This window comes from Azospirillum sp. TSO35-2 (assembly GCF_003116095.1).
Classification (GTDB): domain Bacteria; phylum Pseudomonadota; class Alphaproteobacteria; order Azospirillales; family Azospirillaceae; genus Azospirillum.
Genome location: NZ_LGRA01000008.1, coordinates 291793 through 315704, shown reverse-complemented (window position 1 = coordinate 315704; position 23912 = coordinate 291793). Strand labels below are relative to the sequence as shown.

23 protein-coding genes and 1 tRNA gene are annotated in these 23912 nt (G+C 69.8%); 12 read left to right on the top strand and 12 right to left on the bottom strand.

What is annotated here, in order from left to right; translation table 11 throughout:
• Positions 1–38: 38 nt before the first annotated feature.
• From TSO352_RS02960 to TSO352_RS02945, 4 genes are all read left to right on the top strand, one after another.
• Positions 39–1322 (top strand): alpha/beta fold hydrolase, encoded by a 1284-nt coding sequence (locus tag TSO352_RS02960; RefSeq protein ID WP_247871866.1) that lies wholly within the window; start codon positions 39–41, stop codon positions 1320–1322.
• A 113-nt stretch (positions 1323–1435) separates the two neighbouring features.
• The gene (locus tag TSO352_RS02955) at positions 1436–2611 is read left to right on the top strand and encodes an acetyl-CoA C-acetyltransferase (RefSeq protein ID WP_109105883.1); all 1176 of its coding nucleotides are present in this window, start codon (positions 1436–1438) and stop codon (positions 2609–2611) included.
• Positions 2612–2763: 152 nt separating this feature from the next.
• Positions 2764–3486, top strand: coding sequence for an acetoacetyl-CoA reductase (phbB, locus tag TSO352_RS02950; protein WP_109105882.1), 723 nt, complete (start codon positions 2764–2766; stop codon positions 3484–3486).
• Between the two features lie 190 nt (positions 3487–3676).
• Positions 3677–5188, top strand: coding sequence for a UbiD family decarboxylase (locus TSO352_RS02945; protein ID WP_109105881.1), 1512 nt, complete (start codon positions 3677–3679; stop codon positions 5186–5188).
• Positions 5189–5234: 46 nt separating this feature from the next.
• On the opposite strand, the gene TSO352_RS02940 is transcribed toward TSO352_RS02945, so the two are convergent.
• From TSO352_RS02940 to TSO352_RS02920, 5 genes are all read right to left on the bottom strand, one after another.
• Positions 5235–5636: a DUF971 domain-containing protein gene (locus tag TSO352_RS02940; RefSeq protein ID WP_109105880.1), complete on the bottom strand. Its 402-nt coding sequence runs from the start codon at positions 5634–5636 to the stop codon at positions 5235–5237.
• Positions 5633–5863 (bottom strand): Trm112 family protein, encoded by a 231-nt coding sequence (locus TSO352_RS02935; RefSeq protein WP_109105879.1) that lies wholly within the window; start codon positions 5861–5863, stop codon positions 5633–5635. The genes TSO352_RS02940 and TSO352_RS02935 overlap by 4 nt, the downstream gene beginning before the upstream one ends.
• A 42-nt stretch (positions 5864–5905) precedes the next feature.
• Positions 5906–6574: an LON peptidase substrate-binding domain-containing protein gene (locus TSO352_RS02930; RefSeq protein WP_109105878.1), complete on the bottom strand. Its 669-nt coding sequence runs from the start codon at positions 6572–6574 to the stop codon at positions 5906–5908.
• A 57-nt stretch (positions 6575–6631) separates the two neighbouring features.
• On the bottom strand, positions 6632–7585 hold the full coding sequence (locus TSO352_RS02925; protein WP_109105877.1) for a co-chaperone YbbN: 954 nt from the start codon (positions 7583–7585) through the stop codon (positions 6632–6634).
• Between the two features lie 203 nt (positions 7586–7788).
• Positions 7789–8370: a prolyl-tRNA synthetase associated domain-containing protein gene (locus TSO352_RS02920; protein ID WP_109105876.1), complete on the bottom strand. Its 582-nt coding sequence runs from the start codon at positions 8368–8370 to the stop codon at positions 7789–7791.
• 161 nt (positions 8371–8531) lie between these two features.
• Here TSO352_RS02920 and TSO352_RS02915 point away from each other — a divergent pair.
• The 4 genes from TSO352_RS02915 to purH all read left to right on the top strand — a co-directional run bounded on the left by TSO352_RS02915 (position 8532) and on the right by purH (position 13765).
• A tRNA-Gly gene (locus TSO352_RS02915) sits at positions 8532–8606 on the top strand.
• A 175-nt stretch (positions 8607–8781) separates the two neighbouring features.
• Positions 8782–10077: a transcription antitermination factor NusB gene (locus tag TSO352_RS02910; RefSeq protein WP_109105875.1), complete on the top strand. Its 1296-nt coding sequence runs from the start codon at positions 8782–8784 to the stop codon at positions 10075–10077.
• A gap of 147 nt (positions 10078–10224) precedes the next feature.
• Complete coding sequence (locus TSO352_RS02905; protein WP_109105874.1) at positions 10225–11889, top strand: heparinase II/III family protein; 1665 nt, start codon at positions 10225–10227, stop codon at positions 11887–11889.
• Between the two features lie 271 nt (positions 11890–12160).
• Positions 12161–13765: a bifunctional phosphoribosylaminoimidazolecarboxamide formyltransferase/IMP cyclohydrolase gene (gene purH, locus TSO352_RS02900; protein WP_109105873.1), complete on the top strand. Its 1605-nt coding sequence runs from the start codon at positions 12161–12163 to the stop codon at positions 13763–13765.
• A 149-nt stretch (positions 13766–13914) separates the two neighbouring features.
• On the opposite strand, the gene TSO352_RS02895 is transcribed toward purH, so the two are convergent.
• From TSO352_RS02895 to TSO352_RS02875, 5 genes are all read right to left on the bottom strand, one after another.
• Positions 13915–14811 carry an RNA polymerase factor sigma-32 gene (locus TSO352_RS02895; RefSeq protein WP_109105872.1) on the bottom strand — a complete coding sequence of 299 codons (897 nt, stop codon included), beginning with the start codon at positions 14809–14811 and terminating at the stop codon, positions 13915–13917.
• 310 nt (positions 14812–15121) lie between these two features.
• Entirely contained in the window at positions 15122–16042 is a 921-nt protein-coding gene (locus tag TSO352_RS02890) for a hypothetical protein (protein ID WP_109105871.1), read from the bottom strand.
• A gap of 226 nt (positions 16043–16268) precedes the next feature.
• Positions 16269–16769, bottom strand: a complete 501-nt coding sequence (locus TSO352_RS02885; protein WP_014248912.1) for a CarD family transcriptional regulator — start codon at positions 16767–16769, stop codon at positions 16269–16271.
• Positions 16770–17154: 385 nt separating this feature from the next.
• Positions 17155–17493, bottom strand: coding sequence for a ferredoxin FdxA (gene fdxA / locus TSO352_RS02880; RefSeq protein ID WP_109105870.1), 339 nt, complete (start codon positions 17491–17493; stop codon positions 17155–17157).
• Positions 17494–17729: 236 nt separating this feature from the next.
• Positions 17730–18614 carry a LysR substrate-binding domain-containing protein gene (locus TSO352_RS02875; protein WP_247871865.1) on the bottom strand — a complete coding sequence of 295 codons (885 nt, stop codon included), beginning with the start codon at positions 18612–18614 and terminating at the stop codon, positions 17730–17732.
• Between the two features lie 180 nt (positions 18615–18794).
• Here TSO352_RS02875 and TSO352_RS02870 point away from each other — a divergent pair, with 180 nt between their 5' ends.
• Positions 18795–20018 carry a YbfB/YjiJ family MFS transporter gene (locus TSO352_RS02870; protein ID WP_109105869.1) on the top strand — a complete coding sequence of 408 codons (1224 nt, stop codon included), beginning with the start codon at positions 18795–18797 and terminating at the stop codon, positions 20016–20018.
• A gap of 151 nt (positions 20019–20169) precedes the next feature.
• Positions 20170–20580 (top strand): CBS domain-containing protein, encoded by a 411-nt coding sequence (locus TSO352_RS02865; protein ID WP_109105868.1) that lies wholly within the window; start codon positions 20170–20172, stop codon positions 20578–20580.
• Between the two features lie 43 nt (positions 20581–20623).
• On the opposite strand, the gene TSO352_RS02860 is transcribed toward TSO352_RS02865, so the two are convergent.
• Together TSO352_RS02860 and TSO352_RS32850 are read right to left on the bottom strand one after the other, a co-directional pair.
• Positions 20624–21358 carry a TerC family protein gene (locus TSO352_RS02860; protein ID WP_109105867.1) on the bottom strand — a complete coding sequence of 245 codons (735 nt, stop codon included), beginning with the start codon at positions 21356–21358 and terminating at the stop codon, positions 20624–20626.
• A 147-nt stretch (positions 21359–21505) separates the two neighbouring features.
• Positions 21506–21739 (bottom strand): hypothetical protein, encoded by a 234-nt coding sequence (locus TSO352_RS32850; protein WP_146210700.1) that lies wholly within the window; start codon positions 21737–21739, stop codon positions 21506–21508.
• Positions 21740–22066: 327 nt separating this feature from the next.
• Between TSO352_RS32850 and nhaA the strand changes: the two genes are divergently transcribed.
• Together nhaA and TSO352_RS02850 are read left to right on the top strand one after the other, a co-directional pair.
• Entirely contained in the window at positions 22067–23269 is a 1203-nt protein-coding gene (gene nhaA, locus TSO352_RS02855) for a Na+/H+ antiporter NhaA (RefSeq protein ID WP_109105866.1), read from the top strand.
• Positions 23270–23426: 157 nt separating this feature from the next.
• Positions 23427–23873, top strand: a complete 447-nt coding sequence (locus TSO352_RS02850) for a DUF4112 domain-containing protein (protein WP_109105865.1) — start codon at positions 23427–23429, stop codon at positions 23871–23873.
• Positions 23874–23912 lie beyond the last annotated feature (39 nt).

The window sequence follows — 23912 nt, the reverse complement described above, 5'->3', positions numbered from 1 at the left end:
CCCCAACCACGTCCCTCCCCAACACGGACAGCCTTCCGATGACCGAGCGTCTGGCGGACAAGAGGCGGGCGGACGGCACGCCGATGCGCCGCGGCCCGCGCCCGCTGGGCCTGCACCTGACGGCGGCGCTGAGCAGCTTGCTCAGCTCCTCGGCCGGATTGCCGCTCTTGAGGAACGGCTCGCTTCCCTGGAAACCGGCCCTGCGGACGCGGGCGGCGAGCCTGCGGGACGAAATGTCGCAGGCGGAGCGGCAACCCGACGGCGCCGACCACCTGCACCGCGCGGTTGACCGCGAAATCCGCCGGCGCATCGACGCCGTCCTGACCGGGATCGAGCGCTACCGCCGCCATCCCTACCTCCGCGACCTGCCCGATCCGCCGACGGTCTGGGCGGAAGGCGGGTCGTGCCTGCTCGATTATGGCCAGCGTGGTGGTGACGGGGAGGGGCCGGCCGGCGGGCGGCCCGTGCTGTTCGTGCCGTCGCTGGTCAACCGGCACTACATCCTCGACCTGTCGCGCGACAAGAGCCTGATGCGCTGGCTGGCGGCGCGGGGTTTCCGTCCGCTGCTGCTCGACTGGGGCATGCCGGGGCCGCTGGAGCGCCGTTTCACCCTGACCGACTACATCGCCGGGCGGCTGGAACGCGCGCTGGAGGCGGTGGTGGTGGGCCATGGCCGGCCGGTGCCGGTGGTCGGCTATTGCATGGGCGGGCTGCTGGCGGCGGCGCTGGCGCAGCGCCGGCCGCGGGACGTCGCCGGGCTGGGGCTGATGGCCACACCCTGGGATTTCCACGCCGAGGACGCCGCGACCGCCCGCCGCGTCGCCACCTTCATCCAGCCCTGCGGTCCGATGCTGGAACGCTGGGGCGAGTTGCCGACCGACGCGCTCCAGGCGCTGTTCGCCCAGCTCGACCCGTTGCTGGCGCTCAAGAAATTCAGCCAGTTCGCCCGGATGGACTCGTCCAGCCGCGCCGCCGAGGCCTTTGTCGCGCTGGAGGATTGGCTGAACGACGGCGTGCCGCTGGTCGCCGGGGTGGCGCGCGACGCGCTGGCCGGCTGGTACGGGCGCAACGACACGATGACGGGCAACTGGCTGGTCGCCGGGCTGCCGGTCGATCCGGCCGCCATCCGCGTGCCCACCCTGGCGCTGATCCCCGAGCGCGACCGCATCGTCCCGCCCGCCTCGGCGTTGGCGCTGGCCGCCGCGATCCCTGCCGCGCGGACGCTGCGCCCGCCGCTCGGCCACATTGGGATGGTGGTCAGCGCCGGTGCGGAAACCGGAGTGTGGCAACCTCTGGCCGATTGGCTTGCTGCGACAGGTTAGTGCAGCGACCTTCGGCCATCTTGCGTCCGGCCGGCTGCGCGTCTTAAGGTTAGAAACAATCCGAGCGTCCCACCAGCGCTATAATAAAACTATCCAAATTCGAGGAGCGTTCCATGACCGAAGTTGTTATCGCCGGTGCCGCCCGTACGCCCATCGGCAGCTTCAACGGTGCTCTCAGCGCCGTTCCCGCCCACGTGCTGGGCGAGGTCGCGATCCGCGAAGCGCTGGCCCGTGCCAAGACCGATGCGGCGGAAGTGGACGAGGTCATCTTTGGCCAGATCCTGACCGCCGGCCAGGGCCAGAACCCGGCCCGCCAGGCCGCCGTCAACGCCGGCATCCCGGTGGAAGCGACCGCCATCGGCGTCAACCAGCTCTGCGGTTCCGGCCTGCGCACCGTGGCGCTCGGCTACCAGGCGATCAAGAGCGGCGACGCCGACGTTCTGGTCGTCGGCGGCCAGGAGAGCATGAGCATGGCGCCGCACGTCATGCACCTGCGCAACGGCACCAAGATGGGCACGGCGGAACTGCTCGACACCATGCTGCGCGACGGCCTGACCGACGCCTTCCATGGCTATCACATGGGCACCACCGCGGAGAACGTCGCCCAGAAGTGGCAGCTGACCCGCGCCGAGCAGGACGCCTTCGCCGCCGCCAGCCAGCAGAAGGCCGAGGCCGCGCAGAAGTCCGGCCGCTTCAAGGACGAGATCGTCCCGGTCACCATCAAGGGCCGCAAGGGCGACGTCGTCGTGTCGGACGACGAGTATCCGAAGCACGGCACCACGGCGGAGTCGCTGGCCAAGCTGCGCCCGGCCTTCTCCAAGGACGGCACGGTGACCGCCGGCAACGCCTCGGGCATCAACGACGGCGCCGCGGCGCTGGTGCTGATGACGGCGGAGAACGCGGCCAAGCGCGGCGTCACCCCGCTGGCCCGCATCGTGTCGTGGGCGACCGCCGGCGTCGATCCGTCGATCATGGGCACCGGCCCGATCCCGGCGTCGCGCAAGGCGCTGGAAAAGGCCGGCTGGACCGTCGACGACCTCGACCTGATCGAAGCGAACGAGGCGTTCGCCGCCCAGGCGCTGGCCGTCAACAAGGACCTGGGCTGGGACTTGGCCAAGGTGAACGTCAACGGCGGCGCCATCGCGCTCGGCCACCCGGTCGGCGCCTCGGGCGCCCGCGTCCTGACCACGCTGCTGTTCGAAATGCAGAAGCGTGACGCCAAGAAGGGCCTCGCCACCCTGTGCATCGGCGGCGGCATGGGCATTGCCCTCTGCGTCCAGCGCGACTGACCCCAACGGGCCGCTTTCCGTTCGGGAAGCCATTCGGGAAGCGGCCCGCTTCCTTTTGACGCGGCGTACCTCCGGGCCTGCGGGGGTGCGGACGCATCCAAGAACAACAAACAAACCAACCAAATCACCATCAAATTCTGGGGAGAAAAACAATGGCTCGTGTTGCAGTCGTCACCGGCGGCACCCGCGGCATCGGCGAAGCCGTGGCCGTCGCGTTGAAGAACGCCGGTTACAAGGTTGCCGCCAATTATGCCGGCAACGACGATGCGGCGAAGGAATTCACCGCCCGCACCGGAATCCCGGCCTACAAGTTCGACGTGTCGGACTTCGACGCCTGCAAGGATGGCATCGCCAAGATCGAAGCCGAGCTGGGTCCGGTCGACGTGCTCATCAACAACGCCGGCATCACCCGTGACGGCGTCATGCACCGCATGACCTACGAGCAGTGGGAAAAGGTGATCCACACCAACCTGTCCTCCTGCTTCAACATGTGCCGCAACGTCATCGAGGGCATGCGCGAGCGCGGCTTCGGCCGCATCGTCAACATCGGCTCGGTGAACGGTCAGGCCGGCCAATACGGCCAGGTCAACTACGCCGCCGCCAAGTCCGGCATCCACGGCTTCACCAAGGCCCTGGCGCAGGAAAGCGCGGCCAAGGGCATCACGGTCAACGCCATCGCCCCCGGCTACATCGACACCGACATGGTGCGCGCGGTGCCGGCCAACGTGCTGGAGAAGATCGTCGCCCGCATCCCGGTCGGCCGTCTCGGCCGCGCCTCGGAGATCGCCAAGGCGGTGCTGTACCTCGTGGACGACGAGAACGGCTTCATGACCGGCTCGACCCTGTCGGTCAACGGCGGCCAGCACATGTACTGATCCCGGGGCCGGGACTCGTACACCGGCACCGGCCTTGCGAAACCCCTCTTCCACGATCGGACGGACTCTTGGTCCGCCGACGGTGGGGGAGGGGTTTTTCTTTTGAGACCAGCCGCACCGCACTTGACGGACCGGCCGCCGGGTTGAAGGTTATCGTCCGCTTCGAACCACACACACGGAACACCCGGCGATGCCCTACACCTCGTTGCGCGACTTCATCGACCGGCTGGAGACGGCGGGGCGGCTGGTGGTGGTCAAGGAGCCGGTGTCGACCGTGCTGGAAATGACCGAGATTCAGACCCGCCTGCTGGCCGAAGGCGGCCCGGCGGTGCTGTTCGAGAATGTCGTGAAGGCCGACGGCACCCGATCGGAGATGCCGGTGCTGGTCAACCTGTTCGGCACGGTGGAGCGCGTCGCCTGGGGCATGGACCGCGAGCCGCACCAGTTGCGTGCCGTCGGCGAGACGCTGGCCTTCCTCAAGCAGCCGGAACCGCCCGGCGGCTTCCGCGAGGCGCTGGAACTGATCCCGCTCGCCAAGACCGTGCTGTCGATGAAGCCGAAGACCGTCGGCTCGGCGCCGTGCCAGGAGGTGGTGCTGACCGGCGACGACATCGACCTCGGCCGCCTGCCGGTGCAGAGCTGCTGGCCGGGGGAGCCGGCGCCGCTGATCACCTGGCCGCTGGTGGTGACCAAGGGCCCTACGGGCAAGCGCGAGGACGACTTCAACCTCGGCATCTACCGCATGCAGGTGCTGGGAAAGAACAAGACCATCATGCGCTGGCTGAAGCACCGCGGCGGCGCCCAGCACCATCACCGCTGGGCGGCGAGTGGGAAGCGCGAGCCGCTGCCCTGCGCCGTCGTGCTGGGGGCCGATCCCGGCACCATCCTGGCGGCGGTGACGCCGGTGCCCGACACCCTGTCGGAATACCAGTTCGCCGGCCTGCTGCGCGGCAAGAAGGTCGAGCTGGTGGAGTGCAAGACGGTGCCGCTGAAGGTGCCGGCCCAGGCCGAGATCGTGCTGGAAGGCCATGTCAGCCTGGACGAGTACGCCGACGAGGGTCCCTACGGTGACCACACCGGCTATTACAACTCGGTCGAGCCGTTCCCGGTCTTCACCGTCACCGCGATGACGATGCGGCGCAAGCCGATCTACCTGTCGACCTTCACCGGCCGCCCGCCCGACGAGCCGTCGGTGCTGGGCGAGGCGCTGAACGAGGTGTTCATCCCGCTGCTGATCCAGCAGTTCCCGGAAATCGTCGATTTCTGGCTGCCGCCGGAAGGCTGCTCCTACCGCATCGCGGTGGTCAGCATGAAGAAGGCCTATCCCGGCCACGCCAAGCGCGTGATGATGGGTGTCTGGTCGTTCCTGCGCCAGTTCATGTACACGAAATGGGTGATCGTCGTGGACGACGACATCGACGCGCGGAACTGGAAGGACGTGATGTGGGCGATGTCGACCCGCATGGATCCGGCCCGCGACATCACGGTGATCGAGGGCACGCCGATCGACTATCTCGACTTCGCCAGCCCCGAATCGGGTTTGGGCGGCAAGGTCGGCCTGGACGCCACCAACAAGTGGCCGCCGGAAACCAAGCGCGAATGGGGCCAGAAGATCCGCATGTCCGACGAGATCGTCGAGACGGTCAGCCGGAAATGGGACCTGTACGGGCTGCCCGGCAGCGGAACGCCGATCTGGAAGTGACGTGAACGCCCTCTCCCGGGGCGGGAGAGGGCGAATTGGGATGGACTCACCGCCGCGGCGGCTCGCGGCTCAGGCCCTTGGCCTGCAGCTCCTCCAGATACTCGGCCCACAGGCGGTCCTGGTCGGTGCCGATCTCGTGGAGGTATTTCCAGGTGTAGATGCCGCTGTCGTGCAGATCGTCGAACAGGATGCGGATGGCGTAGTTGCCGACCGCCTCCACCCCCATGATGCCGACATGGCGGCGGCCCGACACCGTCTGCTTCTGGCTGGGGTTGTGGCCCTGCACCTCGGCGGACGGGCTGACGACGCGCAGGAACTCCGCCGGGTAGGAGAAGCGGCTGCCGTCGTCGAACGCGACCTCCAGCCGCTTCTCCTCCTTCTTCAGGCGGATCTCGGTCGGCCAGTGGACGGTGCCGAAGCCCTCGCCCTGGGAATCGTCCGGACTCATCGCGACGACCCCGCCTTGTCCAGGCTGCGCGCCTCGTCGATCAGCATGATCGGGATGCCGTCGCGGATCGGGTAGGCCAGGCCGGCGCGCTCGCTGACCAGCTCGCCGCGCTCGGCGTCGTAGCGCAGCGGTCCCTTGGTCAGCGGGCAGACCAGGATCTCCAGCAGCTTGGGGTCGACGCGGGCGCTGGTCTTCGATTCGCTGCTCTTGTCCTCGGGCGTCGCCATGTCGTGTCTCGCATTCATAGGGGCAGGGGTGAGCGACTGGGGTCAGTGCCGCGGCGGCGGGCCGTCCCCCTCGTGGCTGTCGAGAATGGCCATCTCGACCAAGCCGATCAAGAGCTTCCCGCGCTCCGCCAAGGTCGCGGCTTCCAGCAGGGCCTGCTTTTCGCCGGGGCTGAACGGGCAGATCATCGCCAGCGAGTTGACCAGCCGCTCGTCCAGCGTCGATTCGATGGATTTCCAGTCGACCGACAGGCCCTGGATGCGGAAATAGCTCTTCAACGCCGACAGCAGCCGCGGCCGGTCGACCCCGCCGCAGGGCTCCGGCTCCAGGTCGGCCTCGAAGCGCTTCCAGTCGGGGACGACGCGGCGATAGCCGCGCACCCCCTCGGCCTCGCGCGCCACGGCGAATCGCGCCACGCCGGTCAGCGTGATCAGGAAACGGCCGTCGTCGGTTTCGGCGAAGCTGGTGATCCGGCCGGCGCAGCCGTTGGGGTAGACCGCCGGGTCGCGCTTGCGGCAATCCGGGTCGGTCGGCTGGATCATGCCGATCATCCGGCCGGCACCCAGCGCATCCTCGATCATGGCGAGGTAGCGCGGTTCGAAGACGTTCAGCGGCAGCCGCGCACGCGGCAACAACAGGACGCCGGCCAGCGGGAAGATCGGCATCATCGTAGGAAGCTGGCCGAAAGACGGGTCGAAGGGATTCCTGGTCATGCCAAACAGATAGAACCCCTTCGCCCGACGAACAGCCGTCCCGTCACCGGAAAAGCGTCAGCTGAACATGATCGTCGACAGTTTGCGCCGGGTCTGCACCGTCAGCGGGTCGGTCTGGCCGAACGCCTCGAAGAACTTCACCAGCTGCTTGCGGGCGGCGTCGTCGTTCCAGCTGCGGTCGCGCTTGACGATCTGCAGCAGCTCGTCCACCGCGGCTTCGCGCTTGCCGGCGGCGTAGAGCGCCATGGCGAGGTCGAAACGCGACGCGTGGTCGTTGGCGTCGTGGGCGACCTTCTCCATCAACTCGGGGATCGGGCCGGCGTTGGCCGCCTGCTCCGCCACCTCCAGCGCGGCGCGGACGTTGGCCAGCTCCTTGTCCTTGGCGATGGCCTCGGGGGCCTGGGCCAGCATCTCCTTGGCGTGGGCGAGGTCGCCGCCGGCGATCAGGCAGCGGACAATGCCGGCGAAGGCCTGGGCGCTTTCCGGCTCCGCCTGCAGGATCTGGCCGTAGAGGTCGAGCGCGCCCTGAAGGTCGCCGCCGTCCATCAGTTCCTTGGCATGGGCGAAGGCCTCCTCCAGCACGTCGCCGCCGGGGGCGCTGACGCCGGCCTGCTTGGCCAGGGCCACCAGCTTGTCGACGAAGGCCTTCACCTGCGATTCGGGCACGGCCCCCATGAAGCCGTCGACCGGGCGACCCTGGAAGAAGGCGTAGACCGCCGGGATCGACTGCACCCGCAGCTGCGAGGCGATCATCGGGTTGGCGTCGGTGTCGATCTTCACCAGGCGGACGGCGCCCTTGGCGGCGCGCACCACCTTTTCGATGATCGGACCCAACTGCTTGCAGGGGCCGCACCAGGGCGCCCAGAAATCGACGATGATCGGGACGTCGCGCGACGCCTCGATCACGTCGGCCATGAAGGCGCGGTCGGTGGTGTCCTTGACGACGTCACCGGCACCGGCGGCGGGTGCGGCTGCGGGCATGGGCGCGTTGGCGGGGGGCTTGGAGAACATGGTGTGGTTCGGTCCCGTTCGTGACGTCTGGCCCGGCCGGACACCCCGATTTCTGGCCCGGCCGGACACCCCGATTGGGACATCATGCTGGGCCATGGAGTTGCCGATCTGGCGGTTGCCGACATGGATGCCGACATAGATGAGCGTGCAGGGCGGCTCAAGCAAGCGTTCCGTGGCGGCCCACAGGACGCCGGCGCCCGGATTCAGGCCTCATCCGCGGTGGAATCGGCTGTTCCGAAGGCGACGATCGCCGGCTCGTGCCCGCAGGCGCGGATGAAGCGCAGCAGGTCGTCGGGACGGATCGCCGTGGTGCGGTCGTTCAGCAGCGGGTGGTAGTTCAGCAACGCGCACTCCATCATCGCCTGCTGCAGGACGACGCGCACGGTCTGCGCGGTGTCGTTCACCAGGGCGAAGGGGGTGACCGACCCCGGCCGGATGCCGAGATGCCGCCACAACCGGTCCGCCGAGGCGAAGGACAGCCGGGCCGAGCCGATGCGCTTGTCCAGCCGGTTCAGGTCGACGCGCGCATCCTCCAGCGCCACCACCAGCCAGTGCTGGTCCTTCTTGTCCTTCAGGAACAGGTTCTTGCAATGGCCGCCGGGCAGGGAGCCGCGCAGCGCCTTGCTTTCCTCCACCGTGTGCAGCGGCGGATGGCGGTGCGTGGTGGTCGCGATGCCGAGCGCGTCGAGCCGCGCCAGCAGTTGCTCCGGCGAGGTCGGCAGGGGCGCGTCCCGGTCCGCGTCGGACGGGTGCGCTCCGGAAAGGGAGGGCGATGCGGTGTCCATACCACCGTTTTACCGGGCTCGCGGAGAATCGTCCAGCCGGTCAAAAAAAGTGAAACAAGGCGCTTGCATTGCGTTCGGCGATGAGTATAGTCCGCCGCACGCCGCCGGTTGGAACGGCCGCCGCGAAAGCGACGGTGCAGAAAGCCCGGTGGATACGGAGCGCGGGCGTAGCTCAGGGGTAGAGCACAACCTTGCCAAGGTTGGGGTCGAGGGTTCGAATCCCTTCGCCCGCTCCAGTTCTCCGGTACAATGCGAAGACCAAGGGCCGGGCGGCAACGCACCGGCCCTTCGCTTTTCCAGCCTTATGCACGCCCCCGTGCATGCGCGCGCCGAACCGACATCGACCGGACCGCAGCGGACCGCGTGGCTTAGCGTATCGACACCCGGCGTCCGGCGCGTTAGATCCCTATCATGACCGACACCACTCTCGCCGCCCGCGGCGTTGCGCTCGACCTGCTGCGCGACGTGCTGCGCAAGTCCGTTCCCTTTGACGATGCGTTCGACGCGCATCCCGAACTGGCGGCGTTGCAGCCGCGCGACCGCGGCTTCGTCCGCCTGCTGGTCGCCACCGTGCTGCGCCGGCTGGGCCAGATCGACGAGCTGATCCAGGGCTGCCTCGCCAAGCCGGGGCTGCCCAAGGCCGCCATCCACGACATGCTGCGGCTGGGAACGGCGCAGCTGATCTTCCTCAACACCCCCGCCCACGCCGCGGTCGACACCGCGGTGGAGCTGGCGGCGGCGCGCAACGCCGCCCCCTACAAGGGGCTGATCAACGCCGTGCTGCGGCGGGTCGGCCGCGAAGGGCCGGCGATGGCGGCGCGGCAGGACGCCGGGCGGCTGAACACGCCGGACTGGCTGTGGCTGACCTGGCGCTCCGCCTATGGCACCGCCCGCACCCGCGGCATCGTCGAGGCGCACCTGCACGAGGCGCCGCTGGACATCACGGTGAAGTCCGACCCCGCCGGCTGGGCCGAGCGGCTGGAGGCCACCCTGCTGCCGACCGGTTCGCTGCGCCGCGCGGCCGGCGGGTCGGTGGTCGAGCTTCCCGGCTTCGAGGAGGGCGAATGGTGGGTGCAGGACCTCGCCGCCTCGCTGCCGGCCAAGCTGTTCGGCGATCTTGCGGGCAAGCGGGTGTTCGACCTGTGCGCCGCCCCCGGCGGCAAGACGGCGCAGCTGGCGGCGCAGGGCGCCCGGGTTACCGCCATCGACCGCTCGGCCAAGCGGCTGGAGCGGGTGACGGAGAACCTGAAGCGCCTGCGGCTGGACGCCGAGCTGCTGGCCACCGACGCCGCCACCTGGGAGCCGGAGGAGCCGGCCGACGCCGTGCTGCTCGACGCGCCCTGTTCGGCGACCGGGGCGATCCGCCGCCATCCCGACATCCTGCGGGTCAAGACCTCGGAGGACATCGCCAAGCTGGCCCGCGCCCAGTCCCGGCTGCTGGCCCGCGCCGTCGATCTGGTCCGGCCCGGCGGCACGCTGATCTACTGCACCTGCTCGATCCAGCCGGACGAGGGCGAGGCGCAGATCGCCCGCCTGCTGCAGCGGGACGGCCGGGTGGAACGCTGGGCGATCACGCCCGACGAGCTGGGCGGCCTGTCAGAGCCGATCAACGAGGCCGGCGAGGTCCGCTCGCTGCCGGGCATGCTGGCCGATCTCGGCGGCATCGACGGCTTCTTCATCGCCCGGCTGCGCCGCCGTCCGGACTAGGACCTCCGATTAGGACCCAGGGCCGTCTTGCGGTGCGGGCGGCGAATTGATACGACACGCTCATGCTTTCGTCCGCGCCGTACCGCACCGCATCATCACCCTCCGCCGGCCGCCAACGCCGTCCGCGGTCCTGAAGGAGTCGGCGCGATGGGCGACGGGAACGGACGGTTTCGCAGCGGCATGGCACGCCTTGCCTATGGCAACCCGCTTTACGCCCTGATGCTGGGCGGCAAGGCACCGGGGGCGCTGGCGGTGATCCCGCCCGATCCCTGGCCGGGCGACGCCGACAACGGCAGCGCGATGCTCGCCGGGCAGATGCGCTTCGCCGGGCAGGCCATCGCCGTCGATCCCAACGGGGCGCCGCACTGGCGCCCGTCGCTCGCCACCCCCGGCTGGCTGCGCGCCGCCCATGGCTTCGAGTGGATGCGCGACCTGCGCGCGGTCGGCGGCGACATGGCGCGGCGGCGGGCGCGGGTGCTGGTGTGGTCGTGGCTCGACCAGAACAGCGGCTGGCACGCGCAGAGCTGGGCGCCCGACGTCCTGGGCGTCCGGCTGTCAAACTGGATCGGCCTGCATGACTTCTACTGCGCCTCGGCCGACGACGAGTTCCGCGCCCGGGTGTTCGAGAGCCTGGCCCGGCAACTGCGCCACCTGCTGCGCGTCCTGCCCGGAAAACTCGATGGCGAGCGGCTGATCGGCGCCATCAAGGGGCTGGTCTATGGCGGCTTCTGCCTGCCGGGCCACGAGAAGGCCGGGCGCGAGGCGCTGCGCCTGCTCGACCGCGAGCTGCCCCGCCAGATCCTGCCCGACGGCGGCCATGTCGAACGCAACCCGTCGATCCAGCTGCGGGTGCTGCGCGACCTGATCGACATGCGCGCCGTGCTGCGCGTCGCGCGGGAGGAGGTGCCGGAGTCGCTCCAGCACGCCATCGACCGCATGACGCCGGCGCTGCGCTTCTTCCGCCACGTCGACGGCGGGCTCGCCCTGTTCAACGGCGGGCGGGAGGAGGAGCCGGCGCTGATCGACACCGTGCTGGCCCAGGCCGACGCCCGCGGCCGGCCGCTGAAGAGCGCGCCGCACACCGGATTCGAACGGCTGATCGCCGGGCGCACGCTGGTGCTGCTCGACACCGGGGCGCCGCCGCCGCCGGGGCTGGACCGCACCGCCCACGCCGGCACCCTGTCGATGGAGGTGTCCGTCAACAAGGAGCGGCTGATCGTCAATTGCGGCAGCCACCCGTCCCAGCGCGGCCCGTGGCGCGCGGCGCTGGCCGGCACCGCCGCCCATTCCACCATGATTGTCGCTGACACCAACTCGTCGGAGGTGCTGGAGGCGGGCGGACTGGGCCGCCGGCCGACGCATGTCGGCTGCGAGCGGCAGGAATCCGACGGCGCCATGCTGGTGGTCGCCACCCACAACGGCTACAGCAAGGGCTTCGGCCTGCTGCACCGCCGCCGGGTCTATCTGGCCGACAACGGCGAGGACCTGCGCGGCGAGGACACGCTGGAACCGGTGATCGGCGCCAGCCCGCAGCCCCAGCCCTACGCCATCCGCTTCCACCTGCACCCGCAGGTCGAGGTGGTGCCGGTCCAGGGCAATGATCAGGTGCTGCTGCGGCTGCCCAGCGGCAACGCGTGGCGCATGCGGGTGACCGGCGCCCTGCTGGAGGTGGCGGAGAGCGTCTATCTCGGCAGCAGCTCCAACGGCGACGGCGAGCCGCGCCGCACCCGCCAGATCATGATGCAGGGGCAATGCGGCCCCGAGGGCATCACGGTGAAATGGGCCTTGCGCCGCGAACGCAAGGCGGCGTAAATCCCGCCCATCCGCGGTGGCCGGGCCCTTTCCCCTGGGAACGGGGTGTGGAAACACGGATGAACACGGGCTTTTCAGGCACGGACGACCACGGGACTCGTCTCGCCGTGCTTATCCATGACTGTCCGGGGCGATGTTGTCCGGGCGGGCGGGGATAAGCACGGTTGACCAGCATGCCCGTGGCCGTCCGTGCTTTTCCGCTTCCGTGCTTGTCCGGCGTTTTTCCCTGACCGCTTGCGGCCCCGACCATGCCAGCGATCAGGATGCCCCCATGAGCCCGCCCAAAGCCAACCACGCCCCCGCCCCCGACAAGGTCCGCATCACCCGCGCGCTGATTTCCGTGTCCGACAAGACCGGTCTGGTGGCGCTGGGCCAGACGCTGGCCGCCCGCGGCGTCGAGATCCTGTCGACCGGCGGCTCGGCCCAGCGTCTGGCCGAGGCCGGCGTGCCGGTCAAGGAGGTCTCCGACCACACCGGCTTCCCGGAGATCATGGACGGCCGCGTCAAGACGCTGCACCCGCGCGTCCATGGCGGCATCCTGGCCCGCCGCGACATCCACGCCGAGGCGATGGCCACCCACGACATCCCGCCGATCGACCTGGTGGTGGTGAACCTCTACCCGTTCGAGGCGACGGTGGCCGGCGGGGCGGCCTATGACGACTGCGTCGAGAACATCGACATCGGCGGGCCGGCGATGATCCGCGCCGCCGCCAAGAACCACGACTTCGTCGCCATCGTCACCGAGCCGTCCGACTACGAGGCGGTGATGGACGAGCTGGCGAGCAACGACGGCTGCGTCACGCTGGCGCTGCGCCGCAAGCTGGCGCAGCGCGCCTACGCCCGCACCGCCGCCTACGACGCCGCGATCTCCACCTGGCTGGCCGGCCAGTTGGGCGAGACCTTCCCGCCGCGCGTCACCGTGTCGGGCGCGCTGGCGCAGACCCTGCGCTATGGCGAGAACCCGCACCAGCAGGCCGCCTTCTACGTCACCGGCGAGAAGCGTCCGGGCGTGGCGACCGCCGTGCAGCTCCAGGGCAAGGAGCTGTCCTACAACAACCTGAACGACACCGACGCCGCCTTCGAGCTGGTCGCCGAGTTCGAGCAGCCGGCCGTCGCCATCATCAAGCACGCCAACCCCTGCGGCGTGGCGCAAGGGGCCAGCCTGCTGGAGGCCTACCGCTCGGCGCTGCTGTGCGATCCGGTCAGCGCCTTCGGCGGCATCATCGCCGTCAACCGCCGGCTGGACCCGGAGACGGCCGAGGAGATCTCCAAGCTGTTCGCCGAGGTGGTGATCGCGCCGGACGCCGACGACGCGGCCCGCGCGCTGCTGGCGACCAAGAAGAACCTGCGCGTCCTGCTGACCAAGGACGTGCCGAACCCGGCCGAGCCGGGCATGACGATGAAGCTGCTGTCCGGCGGCTTCCTGCTGCAGAACCGCGACAACGGCCGCATCAATCCGGCCGAGCTGAAGGTGGTGACCAAGCGCGCGCCGACCGAACAGGAACTGGCCGACCTGCTGTTCGCCTTCCGCGTCGCCAAGCATGTGAAGTCGAACGCCATCGTCTACGCCAAGAACGGCGCCACGGTGGGCGTCGGCGCCGGCCAGATGAGCCGCGTCGACTCGGCCCGCATCGCCGCGATCAAGTCGGCCGAGGCCGCCAAGGCCGCCGGTCTGGCCGAGCCGCTGACCAAGGGGTCGGTCGTCGCCTCCGACGCCTTCTTCCCCTTCGCCGACGGCCTGCTGGCGGCGGCGGAAGCCGGCGTCACCGCGGTGATCCAGCCCGGCGGCTCGATCCGCGACGCCGACGTCATCGCCGCCGCGGACGAGAAGGGTCTGGCGATGGTGCTGACCGGAATGCGGCACTTCCGGCACTGAGGTGATGGGGGGCGCTCGTGCGGTGCCCCCTCCCTAACCCTCCCCCGCTAACGCGGGAGAGGGAACTCCGCCGCCCTTTCCCAAAGCTCTTGCCCCCTCTCCCGCGCTAGCGGGGGAGGGATGGGGAGGGGGCAACCGACGCAGGAACGTCACGCCTCCGCCAGCAGGTCGTCGGAATCCTCGACCCGCTTCAGCATCGACTGGCGCAGCTTCAGCAGGGCGCGGTGTTCCAACTGGCGCACGCGTTCCTTGCTGACGCCCAGTTCGCGGCCGAGCTCCTCCAGCGTGGCGCCTTCCTCGCGCAGGCGGCGTTCGCGGATGATGGTGCGTTCGCGCGGGCTGAGTTCGCCCAACGCCTCCGCCAGCCATTGCGAGCGGGTGTTGGCGTCGCGCATGCCGATCACCACCTCCTCGGGCGAGGGGCGCTGGTCGGCCAGGAAATCCTGCCAGTCGTCGTCGGAGCCGTCGGCCACCGGCGTGTTCAGCGACTGGTCGGAGCCGGACATCCGCATCTCCATCGCCTCGACCTCGCCGACGTCGACCTGGAGTTCGCCGGCGATCCACTCGCGGCCTTCCTTGGTCAGCGGCGCGCCGCTGCCGTTCTGGGTGGCGCTGTCGATCTTGGCGCGCAGGCGGCGCAGGTTGAAGAACAGCGACTTCTGCGCGGCGGTGGTGCCGGTGCGCACGATCGACCAGTTGCGCAGGATGTAGTCCTGCATGGCCGAACGGATCCACCAGGCGGCGTAGGTGGAGAAGCGCACCTCGCGGGCCGGTTCGAAGCGGCTGGCCGCCTGCATCAGCCCGACATTGCCTTCCTGGACCAGATCGCCCATCGGCAGGCCGTAGTTGCGGAAACGCGAGGCGGTGGCCACGACGAGCCGGGTGTAGGCCCGGACCAGCTCGTGCAGGGCGCGCTCGTCGGCGCCCTCCCGCCATTTTCGGGCCAAATCGAATTCATGATCGCGCGACAGCAGCGGCTCGCGCATGGACGCCTTGATGAAGCTCAGATTCGCACGCTGAGTCTCCGGATCGTCGATGTATGCCATCCGTCCCTTCCTTCCCGTCTGGGCGGCACCGTGTTCCGTCGCATGTCCCAGTCCCTGGGGCCCGTCCTATGGGTCTTCGCCCAGTGGGGCTTCGCCGGTGTGCCGTCCACCCCCGATCGATGCCGACGGGATGACAACAAGCATCTGCGCGCCCTGTTGCGGAATCATACGCAAGTCTGAGGGCGTCGGATCACCGAGGGCGGACGAATTGTGCGAAACATCCGTTCCGCAGCCGGAATGACCCGCGGGGAAGGCGCGGGATCGACCTGGATCGGGGCGGTTCGGAACGGCGGTCGAGGTTAAGAATGGGTCAGACCTGGAAAAGATCCAGCATCTCGCCGAAAGAGTCGAAGCAGGCGCAGACGAGGTGCCCACCACGGCCGCAGCCGCCGTCCAGCGTCACCGTCACCGGTCCGACCGCCACGCCCTGGGCGACGCGGCCGGGATCGGACGGCGACCAGGCGGGATCATGGCCGCGCACCAGCCGGCGGAAGCCGCCATAGGGCTCCTCCAGGCGGGCGAAGGCGGTGGTGCCCCACCAGAAGGCGTCGCCCTGTTCGGTCAGCCTGCGGGTGGGATCGATGCCGGCGCTGACCAGCAGCAGGCTGCCGCCGCCCCGCGTCGAGGCGCCGGGGACGCCCGCTTCGTGGCTGCCGGTGTAGGCGGCGCGGCGCAGGGCGTTGAACAGCGCCTCGTGCCCCGGCCGGTTCGCCACCGCCTGCCGCAGCTCGCGCGTCCAGCGGCCCAGCATCACCGCCCCGCCGCGCGCCGCGGCCATGCCGATGTCGGCGACGCCGCCATAGGCGGCCAGCGTCGGGGCGACGCCCTGGCGCAGCATCCAGTCCAGCACGGTGCGCGGGTCGGGGGCGAAATGGAGCTGCAGCAGCTTTTGCCACATCTCCTCCTGCTGGCCGCGCAGGTAGACGATGTCGGAGGCCAGCATGCCCGGCATCGCCAGCAGGGCGATGCGGAAGGCGAGCAACCGGTCGATCGTCTCCACCACCCGCTCGCCGTGGCCGATCATGTTGCCGAGATAGACCAGCCGGTCGCCGGGGCGGAAACGCTGACCGACGGCGTCGTGGATGACGTCCAGCCGGTCGGGCTGGGCGTGGATCGCCCCGATCGCCCAGACGCGGCGCGGACGGCCCAGCGCGGCGAAGCGGCTGTCGCCACCGTCGGCGGTGGTCCCGGCGTGTTTCTGCGACGGATCAAGGTGCGGCGACAGGCCCAAACTCAACCCCCTTGCAAAACGGTCCGCGGATATCGGGTCAGTCTCCACCAGGATGGTGGCGGCCCGAAGGCGGCCCTAAGGAGGCCGGGAGTGTAGGCGTGTCGCGTCGCCGGAACAAAGGTGAAAAAACGATACGGGCGCGCGGCTTAGCGTAGCAGCCGCGCGCCCGTTCGAGTCCCGGACGTATCCCCCCGGATGGACCGGGGGTGGTGTTCAGGCGGCCCGGTCAGGCGGCCTTGGACAGCACCGACTCCAGACGCTCCGTCGCCTTGGTCTCGTCGATCTTCTCGACGGCGGCCAGTTCGCGGGCCAGACGCTCCAGGGCGGCCTGGTAGATCTGGCGCTCGCTGTAGGACTGGTCGGACTGGTCGGCGCCGCGGTACAGGTCGCGCACTACCTCGGCGATCGACACCGGGTCGCCGGAGTTGATCTTGGCCTCATACTCCTGGGCGCGGCGGCTCCACATCGTGCGGCGGACGCGCGAACGGCCCTGCAGAGTCTCCAGCGCGACCTTGATGCGGTCCTTGGACGACAGGCGGCGCAGGCCGGCGTTGCGGGCCTTGGTGACGGGAACCTTGAGCGTCATGCGCTCTTTTTCGAACGTGATCGCGTAGAGTTGAACCTCGAGTCCGGCGATGCTGTGGGTCTCGATCCCTTCGACCCGACCGACGCCATGAGCCGGATAAACGACGAAGTCACCGGCTTCGAAGTCAAGCTTGTTCGACATGTGGATTGGCTCTCACTTCTCGCGATCACGCCATTTTGCCGGCCCGGTGGAAGGGACGAGAAAAGACCCTCAGACGGTTATGGCGCCGTGGGGATGGGTTCCATCCACGACGATCACAACAATCACGAGTCCTTGAACGATGGGATCACCGGCAATGGCGCGAAGGCCGGCTCCGGGCACGCAGTATAGCGATGTTACGCCCGAGTTACAAAGGGAACGCGCATCGCGCCGGGCGGAATCTTCCGCCGCCCGGCGATGGCCGACCCGTCGATTTTGCATGGCAACATCGGCCGGCCCGGCAAAATTGGTTGGTCCAAACAATCGAAACGGTCCGGCCGCGCGGTCCCCGACAGGGGCGGGAACCGGTCGGACCGTGCCGGCTGGATCAGCCTTCGCCGCCCGGCTTGGGCGAGAAGAACTTCTCGAACTTGCCGTTCTGGCCCTTGAACGCGTCGGCGTCGGGCAGGGCGTCCTTCTTGCGGGTGATGTTCGGCCACTGGCCCGAATAGTCGCGGTTCAGCTCCAGCCACTTGGTGGCGCGGTCGTCGGTGTCGGGCACGATCGCTTCGGCCGGGCATTCCGGCTCGCACACGCCGCAGTCGATGCACTCGTCCGGGTGGATGACCAGCATGTTCTCACCCTCGTAGAAGCAATCCACGGGGCAGACTTCGACGCAGTCGGTGTACTTGCACTTGATGCAATCGTCGGTGACGACGTAGGGCATGATCCATTCTCCGCTGTTCCGGCTGGCGGCGACGTGCCGCGCGCCCCCGTTCGGCCCCTGTCCGGCATTGCCGATCGGAGCCGAATCCCCAACGGGCACGCGCGTCGCACCGGGCCGGATGGCCAACCGCGCCTGCACTAGCACGCCGCCGACAAGCCGTTCAACCCTGCGCGTGATGTGGGCGCCCCTGTCGCAGGGGCGTGTCGCAGCCGGAGCCCGCCGGGCCGCGTCGTCGCCTACGCCGCGACGTCCGCGTCGGCCGGAACCGCCGGTCCGTCCGAGACCGCCGCCAGGAAGGCGCGCAGGCTGGCCGTCTCGATGGCGTCGGCGCGGCGGACGAACTGGGTCGGCATGCGGCCCAGCGCCGCCGGCAGCGGGCGGGCCGCCAGCAGGTCGCGCCACGGCTCGCGCTCCACCACCGACCGCGGCATGACGGTGACGCCCATGCCGGCGCCGACGCAGCCCAGGATGGCGTCGAGCGCCCCGAACTCCATGATGCGGAAGGGCACGCGCCCGGCCTCGCGCATCGCCATCTCGGCCCGGCCGCGGTAGGCGCAGGCCCGGCCGAAGCCGATCAGGGTGTGGCGCGCGCCGGCGGTGGTCAGGCCGGCGCGCGGCTCGGCCAGCACCAGCTCCTCCTCGAAGACGCGCTGGGCGGTCAGGTCCGGGTGGGCCACCTCGCCGCCGACGAAGGCGCCGTCGAGCCGCCCGGCCAGCACCTCGGTCAGCAGCGTCTCGGTCGCGCCGGGGGTGATGGTCAGCTCGACGTCGGGATGGTCGCGGTGGAAGCGGGCGAGGATCGGCGGCAGCCGCACCGCCGCGGTCGATTCCATGCTGCCGACCGACAGCCGGCCGCCGCGCCCCGCCGCCTCCGCCACCGCGTCGCGGGCCTGGGCGACCAGCCGCAGCACCCGGTCGGCGTAGCCGGCCAGCACGCGGCCGGCCGGCGTCGGCTCCATCCCGCGGCTCAGCCGCAGGAACAGGTCGACGCCCAGATCCTCCTCCAGCCGCTTGATCCGCGCGGTGACGTTGGACTGGACGCAGTGCAGCGCGTCGGCCGCCCGGCTGACGCTGCCGGTGTCGGCCACCGCCTTGACCACCCGCAAACCGGCCAGATCCATCGCGTGTCCCTCTTTCCCTGACGCGCCACCACCGGCGCATGGCACCCATCACTCGCAGTGGAGCGTATCATCAGAACAATTCATTGGAAATGACGGCGGCGCCGCGGTCATGATGGCGGTCGATCAATCCGTCGGCCGAACCATTCCAACGAGCCGACAGCGAAGCGAGGGGAGCGGACGATGGTGCGGGTGCTGATCGGCGGCGTGATCGCGCTCGCCATCGCCATGGGGGTGGCGCGGTTCGCCTTCACCCCGATCCTGCCGGCGATGCAGGCGGCCACCGGGCTGAAGACCGATGGGGCGGGGCTGCTCGCCTCGCTGAACTATCTCGGCTATTTCGTCGGCGCGCTCGGCTCCGGGCTGGTGCCGCACGGGCGGGTCCGCACCCTGGTGTTCCGGCTGTCCCTGCTGCTCAGCGCCGGCACCACCGCGGCGATGGGGCTGGATTTCGGCGACGCCGGGCAGGCGATGGCGCCCTGGCTGGTCCTGCGCTTCGTCTCCGGCCTGTCGAGCGCCGGCATCTTCATCCTGGGCATCGCCATGGTGCTGGACACCCTGACGCGGCGCGGCGGGGAGCGCTTCGCCGGTTGGCTCTACACCGGCGTCGGCGCCGGCATCGCGGCGTCGGGGCTGTTCGTGGCGCTGGTCGGCGACCGGCTGAGCTGGGCCGGCGACTGGCTGGCGCTGGGGGCGATCTGCGCGGTGCTGGGCCTGCTGCCGGGGCTGTGGGTGACCGACCCGCCGCCGCGGCACCAGCCGGCCGCCGCCGCGGGCACCGGCACGGCGGCCCGGGCCGGCGGGCTGTCGGCGCCGCTGCTTTTGCTGACCATCGCCTATTTCCTGGAAGGCGGCGGCTACATCGTGTCGGCCACCTTCCTGGTGTCGATCCTGAAGACCAACCCCGGCACCGCCGCGGTGGGCGAGGCCGCCTGGATGGTGGCGGGACTGGGGGCGATCGGGGCCGGCGTGCTCTGGGCGGCGGTCGCCCGGCGGACCAACAGCTGGTGGGCGCTGATCCTGGCGCACTTGACCCAGGCCGCCGCCATCCTGCTGCCGATGACCGGCTCGCCGACGATCTCCGTCGTCTCGGCGTTGCTGTTCGGCGGCACCTTCGTCGGCATCGTCTCGCAGTCCTTCGCGCTGGGGCGGCAGCTGTCGGGCGGCGCCTCGGCCCGGGTGGTCGGCGCGCTGACCGCCGCCTATGGGCTGGGCCAGATCATCGGGCCGCTGCCCGCCGGGCTGGTGGTGGCGCGCACCGGCAGCTTCGATTCCGCCCTGCTCGGCGCGGCCGCCGCGGTGGTGCTGGCCGCGCTGCTGCTGGTCGCGGGAATGCTGATCGCCGGGCGGGCAGCAACGGGGCGGCCGGTCCTCGGCTCCCGCAACGCCCCGGGGAATGCTTCGTAAGTATTCGTATGAAACAGCGGTCGAAAGGGCTGGGCGGGGCCTGCGACAATCGGCGCCCCGGCCGGCGCAAGACTGCTGTTCTCCCTGATCGTTGGCATTGGTTACAGTCGCGCGACCAACAACCAATCGCCAACAGTCAATCGGGGCAATCATGAAACGCAAGCTGGTTCCGGACGTCGTCAAGTCGCAGGAACTGATCCTGGTGCCGGAGGACACCTCCGTCGCCACCGTGTCGAAGATGATGGCCGACAAGAACATCGGCGCCGTGCTGGTGGTGAGCCACGGCGCGCTGATCGGCATCGTCACCGAGCGCGACCTGAACAACAAGGTGCTGTCGAAGGATCTCGACCCGTCGTCGGTCGAAGTGGCGACGGTGATGACCCGCAACCCCGACAGCCTGCCGCCCGACGCCGACGCGGTCGACGCGCTGAAGCTGATGCACGACAAGCATTACCGCCACCTGCCGATCACCCAGGGCAACCGCGCGGTCGGCATCGTGTCGATCCGCGACCTGTTCAAGGTCGCCTACGAGCATCTGATGACCGAGCGCGCCGGGGCGTGAGCGTGTGGGGGAGGGGGCCGGCGACGGCCCCCAACCTGTCCCGTCAGTGCTTCGCCGCTGCCGCCGCCCTTTTCCGCCGGCCGGCGGCCATCAGGTTCAGCGCCTCGACCAGGGTGGAGAAGGCGATGGCGAAGTACAGGTAGCCCTTGGGGATGTGGAAGCCCAGGCCGTCGGCGATCAGCGCCACGCCGACCAGCAGCAGGAAGGACAGCGCCAGCATCTTCACCGTGACGTGACGGTTGACGAAGTCGCCGACCGGGCCGGAGGCGAACAGCATCACCGCCATGGCGATGACGACGGCGGCGATCATCACCGGCAGATGGTCGGACATGCCGACGGCGGTGATGACGCTGTCGAGCGAGAAGACGATGTCCAGGAACATGATCTGGATGACGATCGAGGTGAAGGTGGCGCGCTTCGGCGCCGACCCTTCCTCCTCGTGGCCCTCCACGGTGTGGTGGATCTCCAGCGTGCCCTTGGCCAGCAGGAACAGGCCGCCCAGGATCAGGATCAGGTCGCGCCCCGACACCGCCCAGCCCAGGACGGTGAACAGCGGCTGGGTCAGCTGCGCCACCCAGGCGATGGAGGCCAGCAGCGCCAGCCGGGTCAACAGCGCCAGCGCCAGGCCGACGCGGCGGGCGTTGTGCTGCTGCTCGACCGGCAGCTTCGACGCCATGATCGAAATGAAGATGATGTTGTCGATGCCCAGCACGATTTCCAACGCGGTCAACGTCAGAAGGCTGGCCCAGGCATTCGGGTCGGCAAGCAGGTCGAGCATGAAGGGGCGAGGCTCCGGCAGTCACAGGTCCGCCCGCCGGGGCGCGGGGAGCGTCCAGCGTGACCGCGACCACATGATGCCGGTGCCGCCGCGCTGCAAGAGGGTTAGGAGCACCTTCCTGTGGGCAAGCGTCGGACCCGGCCGCGCCTAAGCTCGCTGCCCCAGCGCCCGCCGCCCGCCGGCCGCCCGCGACCAGTGGATGACGGTGGGCTCCGCCGGTGGTTCGGCATGCCGCGCCGACGCGTTCTCGAGCGCCGTCCAGGCGCGGCGGCGCACCGCGATCTGCAACCGGCAATCGCGTGAGCAGTAGAGCGGTGCCGGCCCGCGTGACGAGGCGCGCAGGAACGGGCGCCCGCAGCAGGCGCAATACAGGGTGTCCATGGGCGTTTCCTCCGGAAAAGGCGGCCGTTTGGTCCGGCCTTGCCTCCAAGCCGCCGGGATGGAACCGGCCCGCGGCTTTGTTGGTGTGGAGCCATTGTGACCAGTGGTTGCCCGGCTCGCCACCCGTCAAAAGACATAAGAACCGGACCGGGGTAAGGGATCCGGCAGTCTCGGCCGGAAAAACCGTTGCAACGGCAACCATTTAACCTGGGAACCGCGTCAATTCGCCGCCCCATGGTGGGCTGATGTCTTTGAACGGAAGCGTAACGGCCCTATCTGTCCCGCTTAGCCCTTTGCCCGATCCACCACGCTGAAAGACGAGACGCGATGAAACTGACACGCCTCGCCACCTTCCTGAAAACCGAAAGCGCCAGCGGCGTCGTCCTGATGGTCGCGGCGGTGCTCGCCCTGCTGTGGGCGAACTCGCCGGCGGCCCCGCTCTACGACACGATCCTGGCGATGAAGGTCGCGGTGACGGCGGGCGGCGTCGGTTTGGACAAGCCGCTGATCCTGTGGATCAACGACGGGCTGATGGCGATCTTCTTCCTGCTGGTCGGGCTGGAGATCAAGCGCGAGGTGCTGGAGGGCGAATTGTCCAGCCCGGCCAAGGCGATGCTGCCGGGCATCGCGGCGCTGGGCGGCATGGCGGCCCCGGCCCTGGTCTATTGCCTGTTCGCCCAGGCGGAGCCCGGCGCGCTGCAGGGCTGGGCGATCCCGGCGGCGACCGACATCGCCTTCGCGCTCGGCGTGCTGGCGCTGCTGGGCGACCGGGTGCCCAGCAGCCTGCGGGTCTTCCTGCTGGCGCTCGCCATCATGGACGACCTCGGCGCCATCGTGATCATCGCCATCTTCTACAGCCACGGCATGGTGCCGATGGCGCTGGGGCTGGCGGCGGCAGCGGCGGTCGGGCTCTGGCTGATGAACCGGGCGGGGGTGCGGTCGCTGACGCCCTATCTGCTGCTGGGGCTGGTGCTGTGGGTGTGCGTGCTGAAGTCGGGCATCCACGCGACGCTGGCCGGCGTCGTGCTGGCCTTCGCCATTCCGCTGCGCGTCACCGACGCCGACGGCACACCGTCGGAGGACGCGCCGCTCCATTGCCTGGAGCACGCGCTGCACCCCTGGGTCGCCTTCCTGATCATGCCGGTCTTCGCGCTGGCCAACGCCGGCGTGCCGCTGGCCGGTCTGACGCCGGCCAGCCTGCTGGAGCCGGTGCCGCTGGGCATCGCGCTGGGCCTGTTCGTCGGCAAGCAGGCCGGGGTGTTCCTGGCGGTCTGGATCGCCGTGCACATCGGCGTGGTCGAACGGCCGGCCCGCGCCGGCTGGGGCCAGATCTACGGCGTCGCCGTGCTGACCGGCATCGGCTTCACCATGAGCCTGTTCATCGGGACGCTGGCCTTCGCCGACCCGGGCCACGCGGTGGCGGTGCGGCTGGGCGTGCTGAGCGGGTCGCTGGCCTCGGCGCTGGTGGGCTACGCGCTGCTGTACGCGGCCGGCGCGCGGCGGACCCGGGCGGCGGTGGCGGCGCGCTAGCGGTTGCGGCAACGCGCCCGGTTCGGAAGGCCGGTGCGGAATGGTTGAGGGGACGAACTTTGCCGGTGGGGTGGCGGAACCCGGGGGTGCGGTGACGGGTTCATACCATGCGGGGTTCCACGCGTCCGGCGCGTGGCCGCCTATGGGGGGAAATGCGATGATCGACGCCATCCGCACACGCCAGCGCACCGTTTCGACCGAACCCCAGCCGGGCGGCGGCGGCGGATCGGTCCCCATCGATTTCCGCCGGCTGGAGCGGCTGCGCCGGCTGGCCCGCCTGATGGACACCCGCTGGCGCATCCCCGGCACCCGCATCCCGGTCGGGCTGGACGGCATCGCCAGCCTGGTGCCGGTGGCCGGCGACACGCTGACCGCGGTGGTGTCCGCCTGGATCATCATGGAGGCCGCCCGTTTCGACCTGCCCAAGACGCTGCTGGCCCGCATGGCGTTCAACGTCGCGCTGGACTGGGCGGTCGGGTCGGTGCCGGTCGTCGGCACGGTGTTCGACATCGCCTTCAAGGCCAACCGGATGAACCTGGACCTGCTGCACGAGCATCTGGAACAGCGTCTGGCCGCCGCGGCGGCGACGCGTCCGCGCCGCTGACGGCGCTCCGGACGGCGGGTTTCCGGGGGCGGGTCTCAA